Genomic DNA, 24483 nt, shown 5'->3' with positions numbered 1-24483 from the left:
ATCATCGCGTCATCATGGCGTTTCCCGCGTCGAGGCGACATCATGGAGACATGACGAACGAGACGAACGCAATGAACGCGACTGGCGACGGCACGATGCGGACGGACGGCGCGGCGGCGCCGGCGCCGGTCCGCATCGAACACGACTGCATCGGCGAACTGGCCGTACCGGCGAACGTGTATTGGGGCATCCACACACAACGCGCGATCGGCAACTTCCCGGTCTCCGGCATCACCGATTCGGCGCACCCGGAGCTCATCCGCGCCTACGCGACGGTCAAGCGGGCCTGTGCGGGCGCGAACGAGGAGCTGGGGCTCATCGACGCGGACAAGGCGCGGTTCATCCGCGAGGCGTGCGTCGAGATCGAGGGCGGCAAGCTCGCCGACCAGTTCCCGGTGGACGTGATGCAGGGCGGCGCGGGCACGTCGTCGAACATGAACATGAACGAGGTGATCGCCAACCGCGCGTTGGAGCTCGCCGGGCACAGGCGCGGCGACTACGCGTACATCCACCCGAACGACGACGTGAACGAGTCGCAGTCGACGAACGACACGTATCCGGCGGCGTGCAAACTGGCGCTGATCGACGCGATCCATCCGCTCGCCGAGGCGACGAAGCGTCTCGCGAAGGCGTTCCACGATCTGGCGGACAAGCACATCAACGACGTGACGCTCGGCCGCACGCAGCTGCAGGACGCCGTGCCGATGACCTACGGGCAGGAGTTCCACGCGTTCGCGACGCTGCTCAAATCCGATCTCGCCGGTTTCGAACGGCTCGTGCCGCAGCTCGCGCAGCTGAACCTCGGCGCGACGGCCATCGGCACCGGCATCTGCGCGGATCTGCGGTTCCGGCGCGCGGCGACCGAGCATCTGGCGCGCATCACCGGCCTGCCGATCACGGCGGCGCCGGACCCGGTGGCGGCGATGACCGACATGGGCGCGTACGTGTCGACCTCGGCGGCGTTGAAGAACCTCGCCGTGCACCTGAAGAAGGCGGCCGACGACCTGCGTCTGCTCAACTCGGGCCCGCGCGCCGGATTCAACGATCTGGACGTGCCGGCGCGTCAGGCGGGTTCGAGCATCATGCCGGCGAAAGTGAACCCGGTGATTCCGGAATGCGTGAACCAGTGCTGCTTCATGGTGTTCGGCATGGACGTGACGGTGAACTGGGCGGTGGCCGAGGGCCAGCTGCAGCTCAACGCGTTCGACCCGGTGATGGTGCACGAGCTGCTGACCGGCATGTCGCTGCTCACGAACGCGATGGACGTGTTCCGCGTCAACTGCATCGAGGGCATCGTCGTGCACACCGAGGTGGGGCGCGCACACGCCGAATCGACGCCGTCGATCGCGGCCGCGCTCAACCACTACATCGGCTACGAGCGGGGTTCGGCGATCGCCGCCGAAGCGGTGCGTTCGGGCCGCACGGTACGCGAGGTGGCCGGCGAGATGACCGATCTGCCGGCGGAGAAGCTTGACGAGATCCTCGATCCGATACGTCTGGCGCGTGGATTGGGTCAGACCTGCCGCGAGCACCGGGAGTAGGGAGATTCGGGAGTAGGGACCGGAACGACACCCCCTCAGTCCGGCAGGCACCCCCTCAGTCCGGCCTACGGCCGGCCAGCTCCCCCTGAAGGGGGCGCAGACTGAATTCGCGCCCCCTTCAGGGGGAGCTGGCGCGCGGAACGCGACTGAGGGGGTGCCCGCCGCGCGCGACACGCCGACGTGCGGTTTTGCGGATATTCTCCGGTGGATATGCACCGGCTTCCAGCCCCCGCGTTTATCGTGGTGCGCATGGAAAACTTCGATGACATGATTGCGGCCTGGTTCCGTGCGAACGCGGGCAAACTGCTGTGGCTGTTCGTGGTGGTCGCCGCCGCGTGGGTGGCGGACCGCGTGCTGCGACGGCTGCTACGCAAGGTGCTGGATAATTCGCAAATCCCCAGCGCCTCCATCTTCATCAACCTGATGCGCGTGGTGGTCTGGTGCGCGGCCGCCACGATGGTGCTGCAACCGGTGTTCGGCATCAATCCGACGACGTTGGTCACCGCCCTCGGCGTCGGCGGCGTCGCGTTGTCCCTCGGTCTGAAGGACACGATCGCGAACGTGATCGGCGGGTTCGGGCTGATGCTCGGCCGCGTGATCCAGCCAGGCGATCTGGTGTCGATCCAGGGCGTGACCGGCACGGTGAAGGACATCACGTGGCGTCATTCGATGATCGAGACGCGCTCCGGCGACCAGATGGTCATCCCGAACTCGATCCTCAACACCGCCTCGCTGACGAAGCTCACGACGGTCACCGAAGGCATGGCCACGGTGCCGTTCACGGTGAAGGGCAGCGCCGACCCGGACGAGGTGAGCCGCGACATGCTGCGGCGCGTGGAGGCGGGTGCGAGCGCGGTGCTGCGGCCGGAGAACCCGCCGCTGGTGAAGTTCACCGGGTTCTCCCCGTACGGCGCGGAGGGCGAAATCCTGCTGTTCGTGCGCGACGGCGTGCTGCTGTCCACCGCGAAGGACCGCGCGGCGCGCGCCATCGCCACCGCCGACTACCTGGTCAAGGACGGCGGCGCCTCCGAATGATCACCGGGAGACGGCATCGCGCAGCGATGACGGAGGGAGAGACCGCGGTCAGAAGAGCGTGATCAGTCCCATCTGCCACAGTCCGAGCACGACGGTGAGCAGGATGTAGACCGCCATGCCGGGATTAAGGAACGCGAGGCGCGCGCCGTACCACTTCGGCAGCTGTTCGGGCGGGTCGTAGAATTCGATGCGCTTCACGTTCACGCAGATCAGCGCCACTCCGGCGATGACGAGCAGGACCATGAGCACCCCGTACAGGCCGAGCAGCATGACGCCCATCATGGCGACCGAATCGTGCTCGGCCACGCGCATCATCTCGGCCTCGCCCGCCGAACCGCTCATCATCTTGGCGACGTCGCCGCCACCGGCGCTGATGAGCTTCAGGATGCCGGGCGCCACGAGCGAACCGGAGGCGTTGATCACCATGTGCATGATCACCGGATAGCGGAGGCGGCTGGTGCGCATGTACGCGTAGCCGAACACGAGACCGAGTCCGAACGCGTAGAAGAACTGGTACAGGTTCATGTGGAACAGCGCGAACGCGAACGCGGACAGCACAATGGCAGTGCGTTCGCCGTAGCGACGCGTACGGTCGATGATCTGCTTGCGGAACAGCCATTCCTCGAAGAACGGCGCGAGCAACACGACGAACAGCGCGTCCACCCACGGGTCCACGTGCAGGATCATCTCGGAAACGCGGTTCGTGGCCGTGCCTCCCGAGATCACGCCGGACAGCCACGTGCCGATGATGTTGCCCGCCATCATGATCGGGAAGCACGCGATCATCAACGTCCAGAACCGTTTCGCGCCGAGCGTGAACTCGCGGGCCTTCAACGCCGGCACGCGGGAGAACACGCTGAGGCCCAGCGGCATCGCGACCGCATACAGCGGCCCCGACGAGATGAGCATGGAGAGCCACATGGGAGCGCCGCCCGGGCCGGGGAACAGCGGCCGCAGCAATCCGGACAAGACGATGTTCAACCCCACCCAGAACGCGATCATCACGCACAGGCCGACGCCGATCAGCGTGAACCGCCGGTGCGCCTCCATGAAGAACGGCCGGTACGGGTCTCCCGACTGAGACGTCTGGGACGGTGTCATCTGCGACGGTGTCATCTGCGGCTGTTCATCACTCATACGTCCCAGCTTACGGCACTCGTCACCGACGTAAAACTATGGGCGTGACTAGTATAGTCACGCCCATAGTAAAGGCCCCCATCGAATCAGAACACGACCGGAGCAACAGACCCCGCTGGGCTCCATCACAACTTTCCCCGTACGTTGTTGTCAAAAGTGTGCTGTTCCGACACTTTTAACATGTTAAAAGTGTGTTGACTGCACACTTTTGACAACAACCGCCGTGGGAGGCCGTGCGGGACGGCGCAAGGCGACGCGGAACGGCGCATGCCACCGGCACACCGCCGGCACGCCACACAAGGCGATTCAGCAGGCGAGCGCTGCGACGGGGCGCGGCGTGACGATCACCTCGTCACCGACGGCGAGACCGGCGGGCAGCTCGTTCGCGGGCAGCTGCACGGTGACCTTGAGCTGTTCGCCCTTGTTCCAATGCCGGTATTCGCCGCTGGAGATCCCGCAGTCGACGCGGGCCACGGCGCCGAGGAAGTGAATCACCTCGACGCGGGCGTGCTCGCCGGCCGCGGACGTGGCCTCGCCGGCGCGCACGAGCGCGATGTTCTCCGGGCGCACGAGCACGGCCACCGGATCGCCTTTCCTGGAGCCGGGCAGCAGCGGCACGCGCTGGCCGAACACGACCGCCTCCTCGCCGTCGGAGGCGCCGGGCAGACGGTTCGTCAGACCGATGAACGTGGCCACGTATTCGGTGGCGGGACGCTGGTAGAGGTCCTGCGGCGCGGCGATCTGCTCGATGCGGCCGTGGTTCATCACACCGATGCGGTCGGCGACGGCGAGCGCCTCCTCCTGATCGTGCGTGACGAACACGGTGGTGGTGCCGGTGTCGAGCTGGATGCGGCGGATCTCGTCGCGCAGCTGGACACGCACCTTCGCGTCGAGCGCGGAGAGAGGCTCGTCGAGCAGGAGCACGCGCGGCTTGATGGCGAGCGCGCGGGCGAGCGCCACGCGCTGCTGCTGGCCGCCGGACATCTGCTGGGTGAACTTGTTCGCCTGATCGGCGAGGCCGACGAGTTCGAGATGCTCCATGGCGACGCGTCGACGTTCCTCGCGCCCGACGCCGCGCACTTCGAGACCGAATTCGACGTTCTCGACGGCGGTCATGTGCGGGAACAGCGAGTACGCCTGGAACACCATCGACATGCCGCGCTTGTTGACGGGCACGCCGGTGACGTCCTGTCCGCCGACGAGGATGCGGCCGCCCTGGATGTCCTCGAGGCCGGCGAGGGAGCGCAGAGCGGTGGATTTGCCACAGCCGGAGCCGCCGAGCAGCACGACCATCTCGCCGGGCTTGATGTCGAGGTTGAAGTCGTCGAGCGCGTGCACGGTGGAGCCGGGGTAGATCTTGACGACGTCCTGCATCCGGATGCCGCCGCCGCGGGTGGCGGAATCCTTGAGCAGGGCCTTGGCGGCCTTGGTCACGTCCTTGCCGCGCACGCCTTCGAGCGTGGCGGTCGGGTCGTTCTTGAACTCGTGTTCGGCCTGCTTGTGTTCGGCCTGCTTGTGTTCGGCCTGCTTAGCGCCGCCGGCCGTGACGTTGTTCTGTTGCGCGAGAGACATAATCGGTTACTTGCTTTCCTTGGTTTCGCCCGTGCGCGTCCTGCCGATGTGTTCGGAGATGAGGTCGAGCGCGATGAGCAACACCACGCCGAACAGCAACGCGAGCAGCGACATGGCGGTGGAGATCTGGGAGTTGGATTGGCCGAGCTGGTAGAGCGCGACCTGCAGGTTCATGCGGCCGAGCAGCGAGGCGACGGTGTATTCGCCCAGCACCACGGCGATGGAGATGAAGCTGGCGGACAGGATCGACTGCCACAGGTTCGGGATGATGACGCGGAAGAAGACCTTCGGCCAGGAGGCACCGAGCGAGCGGGACGCTTCGACGAGGGTCTTCACGTCGATGGAGTTGAGTCCGACGGCGATGGCGCGGAAGGCGAACGGCATGACGAGCACGACGTAGGCGAAGCACAGCCAGATCGGGTTGGTGTCGAGCACGGCGGAGCTCAGCCAGCGGTAGATGGGGCCGAGTCCGACGACGAGCACGATGGCGGGGATGGTCAGCGGCAGCGTGGCAACCCATTCGATGGCGCGTTCGAGCGCCTTGGAGCGGATGTGCACAATCACCATGGTGGGGATCATGAGCAGCAGCATGAGCACGACGGTCACGACGCACAGGCCGAGCGAGGCGCCGAGCCCCTGCCACAGGACGGTCAGGTCGGCGCCGAGCGATTCGCCGTTGCCGGTGAAGATCGCGATCCACGGGGCCGCGGACCAGCGTCCGGACAGCGGGTGGCGCAGCGTGAAGACGAGCATGGAGATGAGCGGCACGAACAGGAACGCCAAGGTGACGAACAGGATGACGAACTTGATGACGCTCTGCCTGCGCACGCGGGCGGCGCGCAGTTGCGGCGGGCGGTTCGACGCCGCGACGGTTTCGGTGGTGGTGTTCACTGCCAACGTCCGGCCCTCTTTTCCACGGCGTGGCTCAGCAGCATGACGATGGCCACGACGATAATCATTGCGAATGCCAGCACTTGGGCGAATCCCTGCTGGTTGGGGTCCATCTCGTTGCGCATCGCGCCCTGGATCATCAGCGGCACGAGGATCGAACGCTGCGAGAACAGGGCCGCGGCGGTCGCGTACGCGGAGAACGCGGAGGCGAACAGCAGCAGGAACGCGGAGATGAAACGGGGGGTGAGGATCGGCAGGGCGATGCGCGTCCAGTACTGGAACGTGTTGCCGCCGAGCGACTCGCACGCCTCGCGCCACTGCGGTCGGATCGAATCGACGGCGGGCAGGAAGATGATGATCATCAGCGGAATCTGGAAGTAGCAGTACACGGTCACGAGGCCCGGCAGGGAGCTCAGCCAGTTCGGGTTGACGGTCAGTCCGGTCACCTGTTTGATGAGCATCGTGCCGATGCCGTTGATGCCGATCGTCGCGATGAACGCGAAGGCGAGCATCACGCCGCCGAACTGGGCGAGCACGGAGGAGATCGCGGAGACCAGGCGCCGCAGCAGGCCGTTCGGCTTCGAGCCGATGACGAGCGCGTAGGAGGCGAGGCCGCCGACCACCGCGCCAATCACGGAGGACGCGACGGACACGAGGATGGAGGTGACGAACGCGGAGACGGTGTTCGGTTCGAACAGTTTGCTGAAGTTGTCGAGCGTGAAGCCGCCGTCACGGGTCTGGAACGCGCCGACGACCACGATGACGGTCGGGGCGAGCAGGAAGCACGCGGTGTACGCGAAGAACGGAATCGTCACCGCGAAGGTGCCGAGCTCCTTGCGATGCCTCGCGAGCGCGGAGGAGGATGTAGCGGACGGGCCCGCGGCCTTGCCGGCGACGGACCCGTTCTGTGCGATTGACGCAGTCATGGGATCGGTTCCCTTGGTCTGACGTTCGAACCGGCTCAGTTGCCGATCGTCTTGTCCCAGTTGTTCTGGAGCCACTCGGTGATGCGGGTGGCGTCGTCGTTGGTGTAGCTGACCGGCTTGCCTTCGATGGTGATGGCGTCCTTGAGGGTCGCCTGGTCGACGGTGCCGTCCTGCTTCATCGAGTCGAGCAGCACCGGGTTGGCGCCGCCCTTGAACCACAGGTTCTGGGCTTCGGCGGTGTACAGGTACTCCTCCCACAGGCGGGCGGCGGCCGGGTGCGGCGCGTCCTTGTTGATGGCCTGGTTGTAGTAGCTGACGACCTGCGCCTTCGGGAAGGTCTTGTACTCCCAGTTGACGCCCTTGCTCTTCAGCTCCTTCTTGTAGGAGGCCTGGTTGTAGGTCCAGTCCATGACGACGCCGGTCTGGCCGGAGTCGATGGTGCCGTTGGTCACGTCGACGGTGGTGAGGTTGCCGGCGTCCTTGAGCTTCTTGAAGAAGTCGAGGCCGGGCTGGACGTTCTTGATGTCGCCGCCGGCCAGCTGGTTGACCATCAGGTAGCCGTTGAAGGCGGCGCCGGCCTCGGCGGGCTTGCCGTTGAGGGCGACGGTGCCGGCGAACTTCGGGTCGAGCAGGTCGTTGAGGGACTTGATCTCGCCGTACTTGTCCTTGTTCCAGCCGATGGACATGATGCCGGTGTAGTCGGCGTAGTAGGCGCCGTTCGCGTCCTTGTCCTCGTCGGGGATCTTGTCCCAGGCCTGCACCTTGTACGGGGCGAAGGAGTCGGTGGAGGTGGCGGCGATCTGCTGGCCGAGGTCGAAGACGTCCGGCGCGGCGTCGGTGCCCTTGTTGGTCTTGGCGGCGTCGAGCTCCTCCTTGGAGGAGGCGTTCGGGTTGAGCTCGGTGATCTTGATCTTCGGGTACTTCTTCTTGAAGGCGGAGATGACCTCGCCGTAGTTGGACCAGTCGTGCGGCAGGGCGATGACGTTCAGCGCGCCCTCCTTCTCGGCGGCCTTGACGAGGTCGTCCATCGTGCCGAAATCGGCGAGGGAGGTGGCCTTGGCGGACTTCTGGTCGACGGTGACGGACTTGCCGGTGGAGCCGGAGCCGTTGCTGGAGGAGGCGTTCGACGAACCGCAGGCGGCCATCGAGAACGCGAGCACGGTGGCGATGGCGCCAGCCGCGATCTTACGCAGGTTCTTCATGGGTGTTCCTTACTCAACTTGCCTCTAGGGAGTTGCCTCTAGGGAATCGGGGGGCCTTCATCCGCGCCGTGGGCGCGCGGCCCGTAATCCAATTGAGAAAGGTACGTCCGTTATCCGTCCCGACACCGACGCCCCGGTGAACGCCGCGCGACCTTGCGCGACGGATTGATGAACACTCGGAATCCGTAGATGAACTGCGACGATTACGTTGTCCGCATCGACATTCGGACGGCGGAAACACGCGGGGAGGGTCCCGACATAGCGACGGAACCCTCCCCGACACAATCAACCAATCGACCAATCGACCGGCACCCCCACCGGCCCTCACCGGCACGCAGGCGCCTAGCGCAGCACGCCGTCGATCAGGCGGGTGATGAGCGCGGTGTAGCTCACGCCGGTGGCGTCCCACGCCTTCGGGTACATGGAGATCGGCGTGAAGCCGGGCATCGTGTTGATCTCGTTGACCATCACGGTGCCGTCCGCCGTGACGAACGTGTCCACGCGGCTCAGGCCGGCGCCGTCGACCGCGACGAACGCGCGGCGGGCCACGTCGCGCACGTCCTCGAGCACGCTGACCGGCAGGTCGGCGGGCACCTCGACATGGCTGGCGGACGCGTCCATGTACTTGGAGTCGAAATCGTAGAACTGGTCGTCGTCCTGATGGTCGAGCACGATTTCGCCCGGCCAGCTGGCCTCCGGCTCGTCGCCGGGGGCGGCGGCGAGCACCGCGCACTCGATCTCGCGGCCGTCGATGCCCTGTTCGATGAGCACCTTCCAATCATGCTTGCCGGCCTCGGCGATGGCCGCGCCGAGCTGGGAGGCCTGCGCCTCGGGCGAATCGGATTCCTCGACCTTCGTCACGCCGAAGCTGGAGCCGGCGCGCGACGGCTTGACGAACAGCGGGTACGTGAGGCCCGCCTCGGCGACGCGCTGAAGCGCCTCCTCGGGGCGGACGGAACGCGCGTCGACCATCACGCCGGGCGCGGTGGGGATGCCAGCCGCGTTGAGCACGACCTTCGTGTAGTGCTTGTCCATGCACGCGGCGGACGCGAACACGCCGCAGCCGACGTACGGCACGTCCATCATCTCGAGCAGACCCTGCACGGTGCCGTCCTCGCCGTACGGGCCGTGCAGCACGGGGAACACGGCGTCGACGTGGCCGAACGGTTCGAGCGTGCCGTCCGCGTTGCGCGCGAAGAAGCCGTCCTGGCCGAGCGCCACGTCGAGCACGACGTCGCGCGCGCCGGCGGTGCGTTCGACGGTCGGCAGCGCGCCGCCGTCGAGGTTCCAGCCGCGCGGGTCCTCGCCGTCGACGATCCACTTGCCGTCCTTGGTGATGCCGACCGGCACCGCCTCGAAGCGGTCGGTGTCGAGCGCGTTGAGCACGCCGGCGGTCGAAATGCAGGAGATCGAGTGCTCGTCGGCCCTGCCGCCGTACAACACCACGATGCGCTTCTTGGTCATAGTCGTTTTCTCGTCCGTTTCTTTATCGTTCTTTGCCGAATTACCGAATCGTTCCGGGTACCGTATCCTACTCCGCGGCGGCTCCGCGTCCACCGCGGCGGTTCCGCGACTATTCCGCGGTGATCTCGCGGCCGAACAGCAGGGACAGCATCTCGGCGCAGGAGATGCCCTCGTCGAGCACGCGGCTCATCGCGTAGGCGAGCGGCGTCGGCACGCCGAGCTCGTCGCCGAGCGCGACGACGGCGTCGGTGGTGGGCACGCCTTCGGCGACGCCGTTGCTCACCTTCGTCGCCTCCTCCTTGCTCAGGCCCTTGCCGAGGTTCGCGCCGAACGTGTAGTTGCGGCTCAGCGGGGAGCCGCACGTGGCGATCAGGTCGCCCACGCCGGCGAGTCCGGCGAACGTCTTCGGGTCGGCGCCGGCGGCCTTGCCTAGCGCGGTGAGTTCGGCGAGTCCGCGCGTCTCGATCATCGCGGCCGTGTTTTCGCCGTAGCCGGCGCCGCGCGCCATGCCGACGGCGAGCGCGACGACGTTCTTCAGCGAGCCGCACATCTCCAGTCCGATGACGTCGGTGGTGACGAACGCCTTGAAGTAGTCGGTGGTGCACGCCTTGGCGACCTTGGTCGCGTTGTCGAGGTCCTCGCAGCCGACGACGGTCGCGGCGGGCTGGCGCAGCGCGATCTCCTTGCTCAGGTTCGGGCCGGAGATGGCGGCGAAGCGCTCGGCCGGCAGGTCGAGGGATTCGCGCACGACCTCGTCCATGCGCTTGTTCGTGTTGCGTTCGATGCCCTTCATGAGGCTCACGACGATCGCGTCGTCGGGGATGAGACCCTTGAATTCGGCGAGCGCGACGCGCGCGAACTGCGCGGCGATCGCGACGACGACGATCTCGGCGTTCCTGACCGATTCGGCGCGGTCGCCGGTGGCGGTCATGTTGTCCGGCAGATGCTCGATGAACGGGAGCCTCACGTGATTGCGGTGGTTGTCGCGGATGCCTTCGACGATTTCGGGCTCCATCGCCCACATCGTCACGTCGTTGCCCGCGTCGGCCAGCACCTGGCCGAACGCGGTGCCCCATGCGCCGGCGCCGAGAACAGTGATCTTCATGCTATGTGATTCCTTACTTTCGGTTCGTGACTGTTTCGTGACCTTCGTGCCATGCTACTCGCCGCTCACGCCGAGGCGATCGGGGTGCGGCTCATCGTGCGGTAGTCCCAGTAGCCTTCCTTCGGGAACTTCTCGCCGCGGATCTCCTCGAGCAGTTCGTTGAGGCGGATGAACATGCGCCATTTGAGCGCTTCGACGGCTTCGGCCGGCGGCTCGTCGCCCCAGTCCTCCATACCTTCGAGCAGGTCCGAGTAGTCGAGCTGGTGGTCGTAGCACATGACGACGTTCTTGCGCGGCCACGGCCACCAGTGGTTGATGGAGGCGGCACCCCAGGTGGCGGCGCAGAACAGCGGCACCTGCTTGCCGAGTCGGCGGGAGGCTTCGAGCGCGATGTAGGCGGCGCCCTCCTTGATGCTCATCACCCATTTCTGCGGGTCGCGGGTGACGGTGCCTTCGGGCCAGACGGTGAGCGGGCGGCCGGAGATGAGGATGTCGATGGACGTCTCCTCGATCTCCTTGGCCTTGCCGGAGTGACGTTGCACCGGCTGCATGCCGACGATCTGGAACCATTTGCCGATGATCGGCCACTTCGCCATCTCGGCCTTGGCCATGTAGCGCGGGCGGCGGCCCATGTGGAACAGGCTGGCCATCGGCACGAACACGTCGAACATGGTCACGTGCGATGCGGCAGTGATGAACGGGCCGCTTTCGGGGATGTTGTCGAGTCCCCACGCGTAGGTCCGGCAGCTCGCGTTGAAGACGACGTCGACGCCTTTGAGCAGACGCCTCGTGCCTTTCGGGTTCTGCGCGTCGATCTCGTGCTGGTTGACGCTGCGGTCGGCGCCGGTGGGCAGGTCGCGCATCGGGTCGACGAGATGATGCTTCTTCGCGAGTTCGGCGACGCGCTCGTCCGAGAGGGGCTTGACCGCGGAGCGCGGCGACGGTTTTCCTTTGGATGCCATGCGCCTTATTGTACGTTCGCCCCCTACCGCGGTCCGTCTCCGTCGACCCGCGCGGATGCTCCGGCTACGGCTCCCCCTCAGTCCGGCCTCATGGCCGGCCAGCTCCCCCTGAAGGGGGCGCAGAGCAGCCCCACGTACAGGCCCCCTCTGACGAGGGGGCTGTCCGCGTAAGCGGACTGGGGGAGAGATACCGGGAACCGTTACGTTCCAGCTATCTCTCCCCCAGTCTCACTCCGTTCGACAGCCCCCCCCTCGTCAGAGGGGGCCTGGATGCGTTGTCCGTCAGTCGATGTCGGCGCCGAGCTGGTGGAGCTTGCCGCGGAAGTCGGCGTAGCCGCGGTCGATCAGGCTGATGCCCTGCACGTTGGACGGGCCCTTCGCGGCGAGCGCCGCGATCAGGTGGCTGAAGCCGCCGCGCAGATCCGGCACGTCGATGTCGCGGCCGGTCAGCGGGGTCGGTCCGAAGATCACCGCGGAATGCTTGTAGTTGCGCTGCTGGAAGCGGCACGGCAGGGACCCGAGGCACTCGCGGTACAGCTGAATCGTCGCGCCCATCTGCACCAGGGGCTTGGTGAAGCCGAAACGGTTCTCGTACACGGTCTCGTGCACGATCGACAGGCCGTTCGCCTGCGTCAGGGCCACGACCAGCGGCTGCTGCCAGTCGGTCATGAAGCCGGGGTGCACGTCCGTCTCGATCGCGACCGGCTTGAGGTCGCCGCCCGGATGCCAGAATCGGATGCCCTTGTCGGTCACGTCGAACTCGCCGCCGACCTTGCGGAACACGTTGAGGAACGTCATCATCTCCGGCTGGGTCGCGCCCTTGACGAAGATGTCGCCGCGGGTGGCCAGCGCCGCCGACGCCCAGCTCGCCGCCTCGATGCGGTCGGTGAGCGAGGTGTGCGTGTAGCCCTTGAGCTCCTTGACGCCTTCGATGCGGAACGTGCGGTCCACGTCCACGGAGATGATCGCGCCCATCTTCTGCAGCACGGCCACCAGATCCATGATCTCCGGCTCGATCGCGGCGCCGGACAGCTCGGTCTTGCCCTCGGCGAGCACGGCGGCGAGCAGCGTCTGCTCGGTCGCGCCCACGGACGGGTACGGCAGGTGGATCTTCGCGCCGTGCAGTCCGTTCGGCGCGGTGATGTGGATGCCGTCCTTATGCTCCTTGTCGACGTTCGCACCCAGCTTGCGCAGGGTCTCCAGGTGGAAGTCGATCGGACGGCCGCCGATGTTGCAGCCGCCCAGCGCGGGGATGAACGCCTCGCCCAGACGGTGCACCAGTGGACCGGAGAACAGGATCGGGATGCGCGACGAACCGGACAGCGTGTCCACGTCCGCCACGTCGGCGAGCTGGACGTGCGTCGCGTCGATCGTGACGACGCCGTGATCGCCGTCCACGTCGACGTCCACGCCGTGCAGGCGCAGCAGATCAGACACGACGTGCACGTCGCGGATCTCCGGAACGTTCTTCAGCACCGACTTGCCCGGCGCGAGTAGCGCGGCGACCATCGCCTTGCTGACGAAGTTCTTCGCGCCACGCACCTTGATCGTGCCGTTCAGCGGCTTGCCGCCCTCGACGTGCAGCACGTCGTTCTCGTTTTCGCCCACGATTACCTCTTTCGATTCAACAGGACCGCGAAACACTATCAAACAGTGTGCCATAAGGCATGTGCGAACACCGTGAAACCCGTGGCGATGCGGCTGGCGGCGTAATCCCCGCGCCGCCGGCCGCACGCCGCCGCGACCGCCACGCCGAATGTGACGCGCGTCACAATCGTCGGCGATCGCCGCGCGCCCGACGGATCCGCCGTCGTCGCTTTGCTATGGTGGGCAACAGAGGTGAACGTTCACGGATGGCAGGCGATCGAAGACTGCCGGAACGCACCACCCGCACCACTACGCAAAGGAGCATAATCCATGACCACCGTCGCCATCGTCGGATGCACGCACGCCGGCACCTTCGCCGCCACGTCGATCCTCGCCGAGCACCCCGATTGGACCGTCCACGTGTTCGAACGCAACGGCACGCTGTCGTTCCTCTCGTGCGGCATCGCGCTGTGGGTCGGCGACCACGTGTCCGACCCGAAGAAGATGTTCTACTCGTCGCCCGAGGCGCTGGCCGAGGCGGGCGCGACCATGCACATGCGCACCGACGTGACGTCCATCGACGTCGCCGCCAAGACGCTCACCTACCGTCCGGTCGACGCGATCGGCGTGGGCGTGGGCGACGCGGCCGGCGAGGAGCAGACGCTCCACTTCGACAAGCTCGTCGTCACCACCGGCTCGCGCCCGGTCGTGCCGCCGATTCCCGGCATCGACAGCCCGCACGTGCTGCTGTGCAAGAACTGGGACCACGCCATCGCCATCAAGGAGAAGGCGAAGGAGGCGAAGTCGGCGGTCGTGATCGGCTCCGGCTACATCGGCGCGGAGATCGCCGAGCAGTTCTCGCTCACCGGCGTGAAGACCACGCTCGTCGACGGACTCGACCGCCCGCTCGCCAACAACTTCGACAAGAAGATCACCGACCAGGTGGCCGCCGCGTTCGAGGAGCACGGCGTCACGCTCGCGCTCGGCCAGAAGGTGACCGCCTTCCGCGACAACGACGACGACACCGTCACCGTCGTCACCGAGAAGGGCGAGTACACGGCCGAGATGGCGATCCTCGCGGTCGGCTTCCTGCCGAACACGGATCTCCTCAAGGGACAGGTCGACATGCTGCCGAACGGCGCGATCATCGTCGACGACTACATGCGCGCCTCCGTGCCCGACGTGTACGCGTGCGGCGACTCGGCGACCGTCTTCTATAACCCGACCGGCAAGCACGACTACATCCCGCTCGCCACGAACGCGGTGCGCCAGGGCCTGCTCGTCGGCCGCAACATCGCGGAGCCGACCGTCAAGTACCTCGGCACGCAGGCGACGAGCGCCGTGCAGCTGTACGACCTGTCGCTCGCCGCGTCCGGCCTGACCGCAGCCGGCGCGGAACGCCGCGGGCTCACCGTGCGCGAAACCGAACTGACCGAGGACTACCGCCCCGACTTCATGCTCACCACCACGCCCGTCACGTCGATCCTCACGTGGGATCCGGAGACGCGCGAGGTCAAGGGCGGCCAGTTCTGCTCGAAGGCGGACATCTCCGGTGCCGCGAACGTGATCTCGATGGCGATCCAGGCGAAGTTCACCATCGACCAGCTCGCGAACGTGGACTTCCTGTTCCAGCCGAACTTCGACAAGCCCGTCTACTACGTCGGCGCCGTCGCCATGAAGGCCGCCGCCGAAGCCTGACGGACGCAACCCATCGTCTCCCTCCGACGAAGGAGGCCGCGTCACCGAAGCCTGACGGACTCCCCATTGCCTCCCTCTGACGAGGGAGGTGGCCACCGAAGGCGGTCGGAGGGAGAGATAGCCGGAACGTCGCGTTTTGCGGTATCTCTCCCCCACCCGGCTCCGCCGGGAGCCCCCTCGTCAGAGGGGGCCGATCCTCTCAAGCCGACCTACAGACTCGCCTTGATCTTGTGGGCGAGATCGGCGTCCCACATCGCGCCGGTGGCGGACATCACGCTGTCCGCGCCGGCGCGCTTGTACGCGGCGAAATCATCCGACGTCACGACGCCGCCGACGCCGTTGATCGCGAAATCAAGACCGCTCTTCTCACGGATCGCGGCGAGGCGCGAGACCATGTCGAGGCCCGCGCCGCGGATCGCGTGGCCGCACACGCCGGAACGGTCGCGGCCCTTGCCCGGCAGGGCCTGACGCCCCTCCGCGTCGACGAGACGCGCGGAGATTGTGTTGATCGTGCTGAATCCCTGCACGGTGCCGCGGCCCACGGTCGATCGCACCATGAGCTCGAGCGCCGCGTCGTCGGGGATGTAGGCGAGCTTCACCATGAGCGGCGTGTCGCCGATCTCGTTCTTCACCGCCTCGGCGATGCGGCCGACGAGCAGCGGATTATGGCACAGGAGCACGTTGTGGTCCTCGTTCGGGCAGCTCGTGTTCATCACCATGACCTTCGCGCCGGTCTCCTTGACGAGGCGGGCGGTGGTCGCATGGTCGGCGATGTACTCCTCCTCGGTCATGCCCTCCACGCGGGAGCCCTGGAATCCGGGGACGAGCAGCTGGCCGGGGCCGGCCGCCGCGATCGCGCGGAACATGTCCGGCTGCCACAGGTCCGGGTCCTGCGAGGGCACGCCGAAGCTGTTGGAGATGGAGATCGGGCGCTCATAGTTCGTGTCGGCGAGCACGCCCTCGTCGAGTTCCGGGCTGCCGGGGGTGAGGCTGCCGTCCGCCGACTTCGGGTGCACGGCGAGCACGTTCGGGAACGGGTTGCAGCCCCACGCGCGCGAACGCACGGTCTTGTAGGTGGCCAGGTCGAAGCCCATGCGGAACGCGGCCGTCGTGAAGCGGCTGTTGAGCAGCGGGCCGGCGGGGATGCCGAACGCGAGGTTCACCGGCACCCCAAGGAACGAGTCGGCAGGGGCGGAGCCGGCCTCAGTGACGGCCGTCTCCCCCTCAGTCGGCTTCGCCGACAGCTCCCCCACATGCGTGGGGGCGCAGACACCATTGACTTGCTCCCCCTCCAAGGGGGAGCTGGCCGCGGAGCGGTCTGAGGGGGTCTCGCCGGCCTCGGTATCACGCTTCAGCGCCTCGGCGAACGCGCCGAACGGGCCCTGTTCGTAGTTGTCCTCATAGGTGCGGTTCACGTCGTAGAACGGTTCGGACTGCTGGAGGCCCTGGCTCATGGTGTTCTCGATTCTCCTCGACTATGTGCGGATGCTGTGCGCAGATGACGATGTGCGCATATGCGCGACGTTGAGCGGAAATCGCCGAAAACCGGCGGATGTGCTCGCCTATCTGTCCGTTATCCAGCATAAGCATCGTCATACACAAACGACGCGCCTTCAAGGGCGCGTCGCTCGTCGTGCAATCCCCATCGGTCACGGATCGATCCCCGCTTATCACGGATCACGCCACGATCGTCACGGATCGTTCCACGGTTCTCCACGGAAAACCGACGCGAATCACGGAGCGAACCGGACCACCCACGGAACGGACCGCACGCGACGGGGCGGAACGTAAGCCGCGCGCCGGCGCGGCGCCGTTCCGCTCAACCGACCATCGCCGAGACGAACGAGACGATGGCGAACAGCGCGTTCAGCGACACGAACACGATGAACGCCCACGACGTCCACCCGGCATACGTGTCCTGGCCGCTGCGATTGGCGCGCACGAACCAGCCGAGCCGCCGACCGTACAACGCGAACACGATGATCGCGCCGATCACGCCGCCCAACGACAACGCGAGCGAGAAGATCCCATACCCCATGTCGCCGAGGAAATGGCTGGCGAGACCGTCGATCACGCCGGACAGGATCGCGTTGTTGAAGATGTGCAACGCGATCGCCCAGACCAGCGAATACTCCATCGCGACATAGCCGAGCACCAGACCGAACAGGAACGCGAAGAAGCCCTGCACCACGTCGTCATGGAACAGGCCGAACGCGAGCGCCGACGTGAGGATCGCGAAGTTCCGGCCGAGCGGCTTCAGCTCCTTCATCAGCACGCCGCGGAACATCATCTCCTCGCAGATCGGGCCGACCAGGCCGATGTACAGCCACATGCTCACGGTGACGGCCGATTCGTTGATACTGTCCGACGTGGGCGACGCCAGATCGGTGCCGAACATCGAGAACGCGAGTTGGATGAGGACGATCACGCCCTGCACGCCCAATGCGACCACGATGATCGCGAGGCAGGCGAGCGGGGTCATGCGGCGGCCGCCGTACTGGCTGACCGTGCCGAGCTGGTTCGTCTCGCCGTAGGTCTCGCGATGCGGGCCGCCGAGCCAGAATTCGCGGGTGAAGATGTCGCGGCGGCGCATGAACATCAGGAATCCGACCGCGGCGAACACGGCGATGAGGCTCAGGACGCCGGTCCAGCGGTTGAGCGCGCTGTCGTAGGCCGACGAGCTCCCGCTTCGGTTCGTCGCGGCGAAGATAGCGCCGAAGACGATGCCGGCGACGATGCTCACGCCCGTCATCACGCCCTGATAGGCCAAGGTCAGACCCATCGCGCGGTTGACGACCTTGCGTCGCCAGGTGCGCCACCATGCGCGCGGGTCGATGGCCGCGAACGTCGGCACGGCCATCGGCACCGGTTGCGCGTAGTAGGTGGGCCACATCGGCTGGGGTTGGAACTGGGGTTGCGGGTAGGACTGGGGTTGAGGTTGAGGCGGGTACGGAGCCGATTGCGGCGGGTACTGTGCAGACTGCGACGCGTAGTGATCGTGGCGCGGTGCATATTGGTATTGGGCGGCCTGCGATGGATATTGGGCGACAGGCGCCGCCTGCTGGGAATATGGCACGGACTGGGCTGGCTGAGCATACGGAACAGTCTGCGGGGCCGACGCGGCCTGAGGAGCAGCCACGGGCTGTGAAACCGCCGCAGGCTGGGGAGTCGGAGTGGCGTATTGCGGATACTGCGCGTACTGTGGCATGGGCTGTGCCTGAGACTGGGCCGGCTGCCACACCGGCGGCTGCGGGTAGGCCGAAGCCTGGGGAACGGCCTGCGGATAGGCTCCAACCTGCATGGTTTCGGCACCAACCTGCATGGTTCCCGGCGCAATGTGCGGAGTTTCGCCGGCAACGTGCAGGCTTCCCATCGCAACCTGTGCAGTCCCCTGCTGAAGACCGGCGCTCCGCGTCATCACCGGGTTTTCGGGAACCGCGGTATTCCGCGGATTCCCCGAGCTGGCAAACGGCTCGGCGGGAGCTTCTACTCGGCCACCCCGTACAGGTTGGCCCGCAGCACCTACACGTTCGGCCCCCAAACCTACAGGTTGGCCCTCGGACCCTACACGTCCGTCCGAAAACCCTACAGGTTCGGTCCCAGACCATGCAGGTTCGCCCGGAGCCCCTACGAATTCGCCCCTGTCACCCGCTGATGCCGACGGCCGCACCGGCTCACCCGATGACACCGGCCCACCCGATGGCACCGGCCCGCCCGGCCACCCCGAATTCCCCGGCCGTACCGGCTCACCCGCCTGCGCCTGGCTCCCATACTGCGACTGCTGCGTCGCGTCCCATTGTTCCCGTTGCTCTTGCTCGGATTGCCGCATCTGCGGATTCGCATCCCCCTGCGGATGTTCTTCATTCGTATTCATGCCGCCCAACCTATGCCCCGTTCCTGAACGTAACATGACCACGTCCACAGATGTCCACAGAAGTCCGCCGTATCGATTCCGCGCAACGCCTGACCGCGTTATGATGACGGCCATGGAATCTCAGGGGATGCCGCAGGTACTGGTCGCGGCGGTGGACAACGACCGCATGGCATTGCTCGCGCTGCGGGGCATCCTGCCGCAGCTGCTGCCTGGATCGCAATGGCTGTGGGGCGTCGGTTCCGCCGACGAAGCGGTGCGCCTCGCGCTCGACCCCGAGACCCGCCCCCGGTTGCTGCTCGTGGACATGTCGCTGGGCGATGCGACCGGCATCAGCGTATGCCGCAGAATCCGCCAACGGGATGCCCGCGTGGCGCTGCTGGGCATCACCGCCTTCTCGACCGCCGACTATGCCGCACGTGCGGCCGAGGCCGGCGCGCAGGGCATCGTCTCCAAGGCGGATGTCCCGCAATTGGCCCGCGCGTTGCGCGTCGTCGCATCGGGCGGTACGTTCACCCCATCTGACCGCGGGCCCCGGGCCGGCGGGACCGCGCCGGACGCCCCCGTGTTCCGCACCGTCGACGAGGCCCATCGGTTGCTGACCGGCACGGCAACCAGCACGGCAACCAGCACGCCATCGTGCACACCCACCGGCTCCCCGAACGGCACGCCCCCGAACAGCACACACCCGGATTCCCCGTCACCCGACGCCCCGAGACGCGGCCCCAAGGAAGCCGAGACGCTGCGCCTGCTGTCACGCGGTCTGAGCTACGACCAAATCGCCACACGATGGGGCGTCGCCGCGTCAACGGTGCGCACGCACGCCCACCGTGCGGTCGACAAGCTGCACGCCAATTCATTGGCGCACGCCATCGCCCTGTTTCTCGCGCGCTGATCCGGTTTCCGCGGGAACCGGCCGCAACGGAATCTCCGCGCCGATCGTCCACGCGCCGTCCTGGGCGCTCGCGGCGAGCGTGCCGCCCAGCGCCTCTACCGCCGCGCGGTGCATCGCCAGTCCGCCACCGTGCCTGCGTCCGTGCATCAGCGTCAGCGCGTCGCCGGCGAGCGCGTTGACCTCGCTGATGCGGATGCCGGAATCGTCGATGCCGATGAACAGGCTGTACGCGGGCGTCGTCGCGTCATCCGGTATCGCGCAATGCCGCACGATGTTCGCGTAGATCTCCTCGACGAGTTCCATCACGACACGCTGCACCGGTTTCGGCACGCGCGCGCCGCCGCCTGCGTCTCCTGCCGCGGCGTCCCCGCCGCCCGTCACATCGATCCGACTGGTTCCGACGAATCCCAGCATCGTCATCGTGCGGTCCTGGTCTTCGAGGTATTTCTCCAGTTCGACGTCGAACGGCGGTGTACCGCCCGTCGCCCCGCCGCCCGCCGCGCTCTCGGCCGCGACTTCCGATTCGAGGCCGGCGAGGTCGCGTTTGCCGTTGAGCACGTCGATGACGTCGTGCACGCGGGCGAGCGCGTGGTGCGAACGTGTATAGATCGCGTCGAGCATGGCCGTATCGTCGTCCGTCGCTTTGGCGCGCCACGCGAGCATCGCGATGGTGGACATGTCGTTGGCGACGGCGTCGTGGATCATGTGCGCGAGCGCCTGTTCGCGCGTGACGCGGCCGAGCAGCCGTTCGGCGCGCGCCGCCCGCTCGCCGGCGGCGGACGCGCGACGGAACGCGGCACCGAACATGATGAGGAATCCGAAGCCCATGATGTCGAACACGCCGGTCGCGACGCCCGCGATCACCGCATAGCCGGGCATCGACGCGGACGGGTCGGCGGGGATCATCGCACCGAAGCCGACGTCGCCGAACCCGGCGATCATGCCTGCGACCACGCCGCTGCCCATCGACCGCGTGCCGAACAGCGCGAAGCAGACGGCGTCCACCGCCGCGTAGCCGACCAGCACGGCGAGCATCATCCGGTTGGTCAGCGCGTAGCCGATGGCAAGGAACAGGGTGATGACGGCGAATCCGCCGCTCGTCCACCAGCCATCGGGTAGGAACCCCATCGCCAACAGCAGTACGGGCGCGACCAGGCACACTTCGCGCGGCCGGAACGGCAGCAGGACGATGACGGCCATCCAGCCCAGCGTCAGCAGCATTCGCCCGGGCGATGATGGAGGCGCGACGATCAGTCCGACCACCATCACGGCGAGGCCGATTCCCGCGTCCTTCTCCAGGAAATGCGGTTCACGCCACCAGCCGCGTACCCGTTCCAACGTGGCGCGGGTCTCGGAGAGACCGAATCGACCGTCGTTCATCGTGCGGTCCCCGCGCGAACCGCACGGACCATACCGGCCGCAGCCATGCCATCCGGTTTGTCGAACCGCATGCCGCGCGGATCGCTCGGCAGCACCATGAGAATCACCCATGCCAGCGATCCCATCGTGTAGCAGGCGAAGGCAAGCAACATTCCCACAATGGTCGCCGGTGCCGCGGCACTGTTCCCCATGCCGTCGTAGCCGTACACGACGGCGAGCACGAAGACCGGCAGCAGCGAGCCGAGCTGCAGCAGGATCGGCAGAAGCAGCCACCGACCGCTCCGGTTCGCGTCGTGCAGTCGTCGGACGGACAGTGTGATGATTGGGATGAACAGCAGCAGCTGGACGACGGTCGCCGCGTTGTCCGCGACGGCGTCCAGCGGTGATTCACCGTCGGTTCCGCCCGCCACGTCGCTGACGCCGGCCGCGGTGCCGATCCCCATCGCCGCGACGACCACGATGGCGGCCACAATCGTGCAGAACAGCACGGCCCACCAGTATTCGCTGCGCGAGGCTCGGCCGTCGAGTACCTTCATCTTGCGGAAGAACCGCCCGACCGCACGCCTGAATCCGATGCCGTACCACGGCACCCACAGCGGAGGCTCCACCCCCAGCGGAGGCTCCTCCCGCAGCGGCGGCTCCGGCACCGGCCTGTCCTCATCCACGCTCATCATGGTCTCCTTTCATTCACTGCCCTCCACTCAACCGCATTCCGCGCCGGCCGTCCACCCGCGCAGGGCGACGGTCAACATGCGTCCACAGGAGATCGGCCCATAATCGGCATACATGCCTCGATTCGATACAGTGGGATGCATGAACGAACTTGGGGAAGGTGACGACGGCAACACGGGAAACGGCAACAACGGCAACGGCAACGCCACCGATACCGCATGGCGGCCGCTGCCGGAGCGGGTGCGGACGGTGTGGCTCATCAACGAGGCGATCCAATGCGCGGTCTGGCTGGCGGCGTGCGGCGTGTTCACGGCGGTCTGCATATCCCACGATTGGTGGGGGTTCTGGACGCAGCTGGTCGCCGCACTCGCCGCGATCTACGCGGTCGGCGACCTCGCGACCCAGCCGTTGCAGACGAGGTACCGGTACGCGTTCACCCGATTCCGCATCGGCGAGCGCGACCTCGCCACACGCACCGGCTGGCTGTGGCGCAGATCCACGACCACCCCGTACAACCGCGTGCAGCATGTGGATACGAAGCAGAATCCGGTGCAGCGCCGGTTCGGACTGACCACGGTGGTCGTGCATACGGCGGCTGACACGACCGAAATCGCCGCGTTGGACACCGCGGAGGCCGAGCGCATGGTCGCGACGATCGCGGCCCGCGTGGCCGATGCACGGGAGGACCTGTGATGCGGCCCGTGACGTGGCCCGTGACGTGGCGTCGTCTCCACCCGGCGGCGCTGATCGTGCGCGTGGCGTCGAATGCGAAGGGCACGGTCTCGTTGCTGCTCTCGTTCGTCGTGATCATCCGTATCTCGCTGATGCGCCACGAATGGTGGCTGTGGCTGGCGGCCGCGGCGATCGTCGCCTACGTGGCGGTCGGCCCGGTCTGCGCGTGGCTGTCGACCCGCTACCGTCTGTCCGCCACGATGCTCGAATACCGTTCCGGCGTGCTGTTCCGCAAACGCCGCGCCATCGCCTATGGCTCAATCCATGCGATCAACAGCGCGAGCCCGTGGTATCTGCGCCCGTTCGGCGTGATCCGTCTGACGGTCTCCCCGATCGGCGACGACGCCGACATCGACCTGAGCGCGGTTCCGTCGGCGTTGCAGGGCGAGTTGGAGCGTCGACGCGCCGAAGCGGCCGGCGCGGCACGATCCGGCACCTCGACACCGCAGGCCGCCTCCGATTCCTCGTCCGGAGTCACCACGGATGGGGGCGCCACAACCGCCGCCGATGCTGCAACCGGCACCGCCACCGACCTTACCGCCCCGCGCGCCGGCATCGTCACCTCCTGCCCCTCCCCCATCCCCGTATTCCGTGCGTCGACGCGCGACATCCTCCTGTTCGCCGTCACCGATCCGCGCATCGTCGCGGCCGCGTTCGTCGTATTCGGGTTCATCCAAAACGTGCAGGATGTGCTGCCCCACACGCTCACGCGCACTGCGGAACGGTCGATCGGCGACTACGCCTCGCAGGGTGCCGCGGCGATCACGCTGCTCATCCTGGCGTGCGTCATTCTGCTGATGCTCGTCAGTATCGCGATCTCCCTGCTGCATTTCCACGGGTTCGAGGTGTGGCGGCGCGGGGACGATCTGATCGTCGAACGTGGCCTGTTCACACGCCGTGCGACGACGATTCCGACGGCCCGCGTGCAGACGATCGTCGTATCGCAGTCGTTGCCGCGCCGCATGTTCGGTCTGTGTTCGGCGCGGCTCGGCCTGTCCGCGGCGGCGGGCGGCGACGACGTCGCGTCAGCCGCGGTCGTGCTGCCGGTCATCGGCGCCCGCCGCGTGGCCGCGACGTTGCGCGCGATGCTGCCCGAATGGGATGTTCCAGGCATGTTCGCCGCGACGGCGCCGACCCATCGCACGGGCCGCGGCCTCGCACGGTATTACGTGACGATGCCGCTCGCCGCGACCGCCGCCGCCACGCTGCTCGTCGGCATGGGCGGCCCGGCGACCCACTCGTGGCCATGGTGGGTGGTGGCCGTGCCGTTTGCGGCGGGATTGTGGTGGACGGCCTGCCGATGGCTGCAGGCGAGGGCTGAAGGGTATGCGATGCTTCCGGATGGCCCGGAGCCACCGGCATGGGATCGCCCGAGCCGTTCGCCGGATACCGCCGTACCGGATGGCCCCAGCGCCAAGGCCCCGGCTCCCTTGCCGCACCGGATTCTGGTGACGGGAGCGACGCGGTGGGGGTTGTTCGCGATGATGACGCGACGGGCGCGCGTGCAGTCGGTGACGCGCACAACCACGCCGTGGCGCGACGCACGCGGCGTGGAGAGTCTGCGCATGCGCCTGTTCGTGATGAACGGCATGTCCGAAATCCGGTTCCGTTTCCTGCGGCGTGCTGACGCGGACGCGCTCGAAGCATGGTTCACGGGGCGGTGATGCGCCGCGGGATTCCTTATGGGAGGGGTTTCTCGGCTGCGAGGGGTACATGTCTGAGATAGCGGTCACCCATCTTCGTTACGAGGGGTACCACAGGATCGTTGTACGGCCGTCTGCCGCCGTTTTACGGCGCTCATGGGGGCGATTAT

The 24483-nt window shown here is 66.9% G+C and carries 19 protein-coding genes; 6 read left to right on the top strand and 13 right to left on the bottom strand.

Annotated features, from left to right (window positions below):
• The first annotated feature begins 95 nt into the window (after positions 1-95).
• Together AC1AYP_RS06345 and AC1AYP_RS06340 are read left to right on the top strand one after the other, a co-directional pair.
• Positions 96-1541, top strand: a complete 1446-nt coding sequence (locus tag AC1AYP_RS06345; RefSeq protein ID WP_476545164.1) for an aspartate ammonia-lyase — start codon at positions 96-98, stop codon at positions 1539-1541.
• Between the two features lie 249 nt (positions 1542-1790).
• Positions 1791-2576: a mechanosensitive ion channel family protein gene (locus AC1AYP_RS06340; RefSeq protein ID WP_476532355.1), complete on the top strand. Its 786-nt coding sequence runs from the start codon at positions 1791-1793 to the stop codon at positions 2574-2576.
• 48 nt (positions 2577-2624) lie between these two features.
• On the opposite strand, the gene AC1AYP_RS06335 is transcribed toward AC1AYP_RS06340, so the two are convergent.
• The 9 genes from AC1AYP_RS06335 to murA all read right to left on the bottom strand — a co-directional run bounded on the left by AC1AYP_RS06335 (position 2625) and on the right by murA (position 13443).
• The gene (locus tag AC1AYP_RS06335) at positions 2625-3713 is read right to left on the bottom strand and encodes a lysostaphin resistance A-like protein (protein WP_476545134.1); all 1089 of its coding nucleotides are present in this window, start codon (positions 3711-3713) and stop codon (positions 2625-2627) included.
• 306 nt (positions 3714-4019) lie between these two features.
• Positions 4020-5285 (bottom strand): ABC transporter ATP-binding protein, encoded by a 1266-nt coding sequence (locus AC1AYP_RS06330; RefSeq protein WP_476545135.1) that lies wholly within the window; start codon positions 5283-5285, stop codon positions 4020-4022.
• A gap of 6 nt (positions 5286-5291) precedes the next feature.
• The gene (locus tag AC1AYP_RS06325; RefSeq protein ID WP_476545137.1) at positions 5292-6182 is read right to left on the bottom strand and encodes an ABC transporter permease; all 891 of its coding nucleotides are present in this window, start codon (positions 6180-6182) and stop codon (positions 5292-5294) included.
• Positions 6173-7102 (bottom strand): ABC transporter permease, encoded by a 930-nt coding sequence (locus tag AC1AYP_RS06320; protein WP_476502921.1) that lies wholly within the window; start codon positions 7100-7102, stop codon positions 6173-6175. The genes AC1AYP_RS06325 and AC1AYP_RS06320 overlap by 10 nt, the downstream gene beginning before the upstream one ends.
• Before the next feature lie 35 nt (positions 7103-7137).
• On the bottom strand, positions 7138-8304 hold the full coding sequence (locus AC1AYP_RS06315; RefSeq protein WP_476502922.1) for an ABC transporter substrate-binding protein: 1167 nt from the start codon (positions 8302-8304) through the stop codon (positions 7138-7140).
• A 342-nt stretch (positions 8305-8646) separates the two neighbouring features.
• A complete protein-coding gene (locus tag AC1AYP_RS06310) occupies positions 8647-9768 on the bottom strand; it encodes a D-alanine--D-alanine ligase family protein (protein WP_476502923.1) in 1122 nt (373 codons plus the stop codon).
• A gap of 109 nt (positions 9769-9877) precedes the next feature.
• Positions 9878-10873 (bottom strand): NAD(P)H-dependent glycerol-3-phosphate dehydrogenase, encoded by a 996-nt coding sequence (locus AC1AYP_RS06305; protein ID WP_476545138.1) that lies wholly within the window; start codon positions 10871-10873, stop codon positions 9878-9880.
• Positions 10874-10938: 65 nt separating this feature from the next.
• Positions 10939-11835, bottom strand: a complete 897-nt coding sequence (locus AC1AYP_RS06300; RefSeq protein ID WP_476545139.1) for a lysophospholipid acyltransferase family protein — start codon at positions 11833-11835, stop codon at positions 10939-10941.
• A 282-nt stretch (positions 11836-12117) separates the two neighbouring features.
• On the bottom strand, positions 12118-13443 hold the full coding sequence (gene murA / locus AC1AYP_RS06295; RefSeq protein WP_476502926.1) for a UDP-N-acetylglucosamine 1-carboxyvinyltransferase: 1326 nt from the start codon (positions 13441-13443) through the stop codon (positions 12118-12120).
• A gap of 309 nt (positions 13444-13752) precedes the next feature.
• On the opposite strand from murA, the gene AC1AYP_RS06290 reads away from it, so the two are divergent.
• Complete coding sequence (locus tag AC1AYP_RS06290; RefSeq protein WP_476547186.1) at positions 13753-15120, top strand: NAD(P)/FAD-dependent oxidoreductase; 1368 nt, start codon at positions 13753-13755, stop codon at positions 15118-15120.
• A gap of 209 nt (positions 15121-15329) precedes the next feature.
• Here AC1AYP_RS06290 and AC1AYP_RS06285 read toward each other — a convergent pair whose 3' ends face one another.
• Entirely contained in the window at positions 15330-16574 is a 1245-nt protein-coding gene (locus tag AC1AYP_RS06285) for a diguanylate cyclase (RefSeq protein ID WP_476547184.1), read from the bottom strand.
• A gap of 365 nt (positions 16575-16939) precedes the next feature.
• Positions 16940-18013 carry a CPBP family glutamic-type intramembrane protease gene (locus tag AC1AYP_RS06280; protein WP_476532363.1) on the bottom strand — a complete coding sequence of 358 codons (1074 nt, stop codon included), beginning with the start codon at positions 18011-18013 and terminating at the stop codon, positions 16940-16942.
• 1108 nt (positions 18014-19121) lie between these two features.
• Here AC1AYP_RS06280 and AC1AYP_RS06275 point away from each other — a divergent pair.
• Positions 19122-19886, top strand: coding sequence for a response regulator transcription factor (locus AC1AYP_RS06275; RefSeq protein ID WP_476547183.1), 765 nt, complete (start codon positions 19122-19124; stop codon positions 19884-19886).
• Here AC1AYP_RS06275 and AC1AYP_RS06270 read toward each other — a convergent pair.
• The gene (locus AC1AYP_RS06270; protein ID WP_476547181.1) at positions 19848-21266 is read right to left on the bottom strand and encodes a sensor histidine kinase; all 1419 of its coding nucleotides are present in this window, start codon (positions 21264-21266) and stop codon (positions 19848-19850) included. The two genes, AC1AYP_RS06275 and AC1AYP_RS06270, sit on opposite strands and share 39 nt — an antisense overlap.
• On the bottom strand, positions 21263-21940 hold the full coding sequence (locus AC1AYP_RS06265; protein WP_476547180.1) for a DUF805 domain-containing protein: 678 nt from the start codon (positions 21938-21940) through the stop codon (positions 21263-21265). The genes AC1AYP_RS06270 and AC1AYP_RS06265 overlap by 4 nt, the downstream gene beginning before the upstream one ends.
• A gap of 139 nt (positions 21941-22079) precedes the next feature.
• On the opposite strand from AC1AYP_RS06265, the gene AC1AYP_RS06260 reads away from it, so the two are divergent.
• Entirely contained in the window at positions 22080-22631 is a 552-nt protein-coding gene (locus AC1AYP_RS06260) for a PH domain-containing protein (RefSeq protein ID WP_476545146.1), read from the top strand.
• A complete protein-coding gene (locus AC1AYP_RS06255) occupies positions 22631-24334 on the top strand; it encodes a PH domain-containing protein (RefSeq protein WP_476547178.1) in 1704 nt (567 codons plus the stop codon). Before AC1AYP_RS06260 ends, AC1AYP_RS06255 begins: the two co-directional genes overlap by 1 nt.
• Positions 24335-24483 lie beyond the last annotated feature (149 nt).

It is taken from the genome of Bifidobacterium sp. LH_424, assembly GCF_056356895.1.
This window is presented reverse-complemented; position numbering and strand designations above follow the sequence as displayed.

Bases quoted from the DNA above. Each gene is read 5' to 3' on its own strand.
- AC1AYP_RS06260 (WP_476545146.1), top strand. From the start codon at position 22,080: ATGAACGAACTTGGGGAAGGTGACGACGGCAACACGGGAAACGGCAAC.
- AC1AYP_RS06255 (WP_476547178.1), top strand. From the start codon at position 22,631: ATGCGGCCCGTGACGTGGCCCGTGACGTGGCGTCGTCTCCACCCGGCG.
- AC1AYP_RS06315 (WP_476502922.1), bottom strand. From the start codon at position 8,304: ATGAAGAACCTGCGTAAGATCGCGGCTGGCGCCATCGCCACCGTGCTC.
- AC1AYP_RS06330 (WP_476545135.1), bottom strand. From the start codon at position 5,285: ATGTCTCTCGCGCAACAGAACAACGTCACGGCCGGCGGCGCTAAGCAG.
- AC1AYP_RS06310 (WP_476502923.1), bottom strand. From the start codon at position 9,768: ATGACCAAGAAGCGCATCGTGGTGTTGTACGGCGGCAGGGCCGACGAG.
- AC1AYP_RS06320 (WP_476502921.1), bottom strand. From the start codon at position 7,102: ATGACTGCGTCAATCGCACAGAACGGGTCCGTCGCCGGCAAGGCCGCG.
- AC1AYP_RS06280 (WP_476532363.1), bottom strand. From the start codon at position 18,013: ATGTGGCCCACCTACTACGCGCAACCGGTGCCGATGGCCGTGCCGACG.
- AC1AYP_RS06340 (WP_476532355.1), top strand. From the start codon at position 1,791: ATGGAAAACTTCGATGACATGATTGCGGCCTGGTTCCGTGCGAACGCG.
- AC1AYP_RS06270 (WP_476547181.1), bottom strand. From the start codon at position 21,266: ATGAACGACGGTCGATTCGGTCTCTCCGAGACCCGCGCCACGTTGGAA.
- AC1AYP_RS06305 (WP_476545138.1), bottom strand. From the start codon at position 10,873: ATGAAGATCACTGTTCTCGGCGCCGGCGCATGGGGCACCGCGTTCGGC.
- AC1AYP_RS06335 (WP_476545134.1), bottom strand. From the start codon at position 3,713: ATGAGTGATGAACAGCCGCAGATGACACCGTCGCAGATGACACCGTCC.
- AC1AYP_RS06275 (WP_476547183.1), top strand. From the start codon at position 19,122: ATGCCGCAGGTACTGGTCGCGGCGGTGGACAACGACCGCATGGCATTG.
- AC1AYP_RS06265 (WP_476547180.1), bottom strand. From the start codon at position 21,940: ATGATGAGCGTGGATGAGGACAGGCCGGTGCCGGAGCCGCCGCTGCGG.
- AC1AYP_RS06300 (WP_476545139.1), bottom strand. From the start codon at position 11,835: ATGGCATCCAAAGGAAAACCGTCGCCGCGCTCCGCGGTCAAGCCCCTC.
- AC1AYP_RS06345 (WP_476545164.1), top strand. From the start codon at position 96: ATGCGGACGGACGGCGCGGCGGCGCCGGCGCCGGTCCGCATCGAACAC.
- AC1AYP_RS06290 (WP_476547186.1), top strand. From the start codon at position 13,753: ATGACCACCGTCGCCATCGTCGGATGCACGCACGCCGGCACCTTCGCC.
- AC1AYP_RS06285 (WP_476547184.1), bottom strand. From the start codon at position 16,574: ATGAGCCAGGGCCTCCAGCAGTCCGAACCGTTCTACGACGTGAACCGC.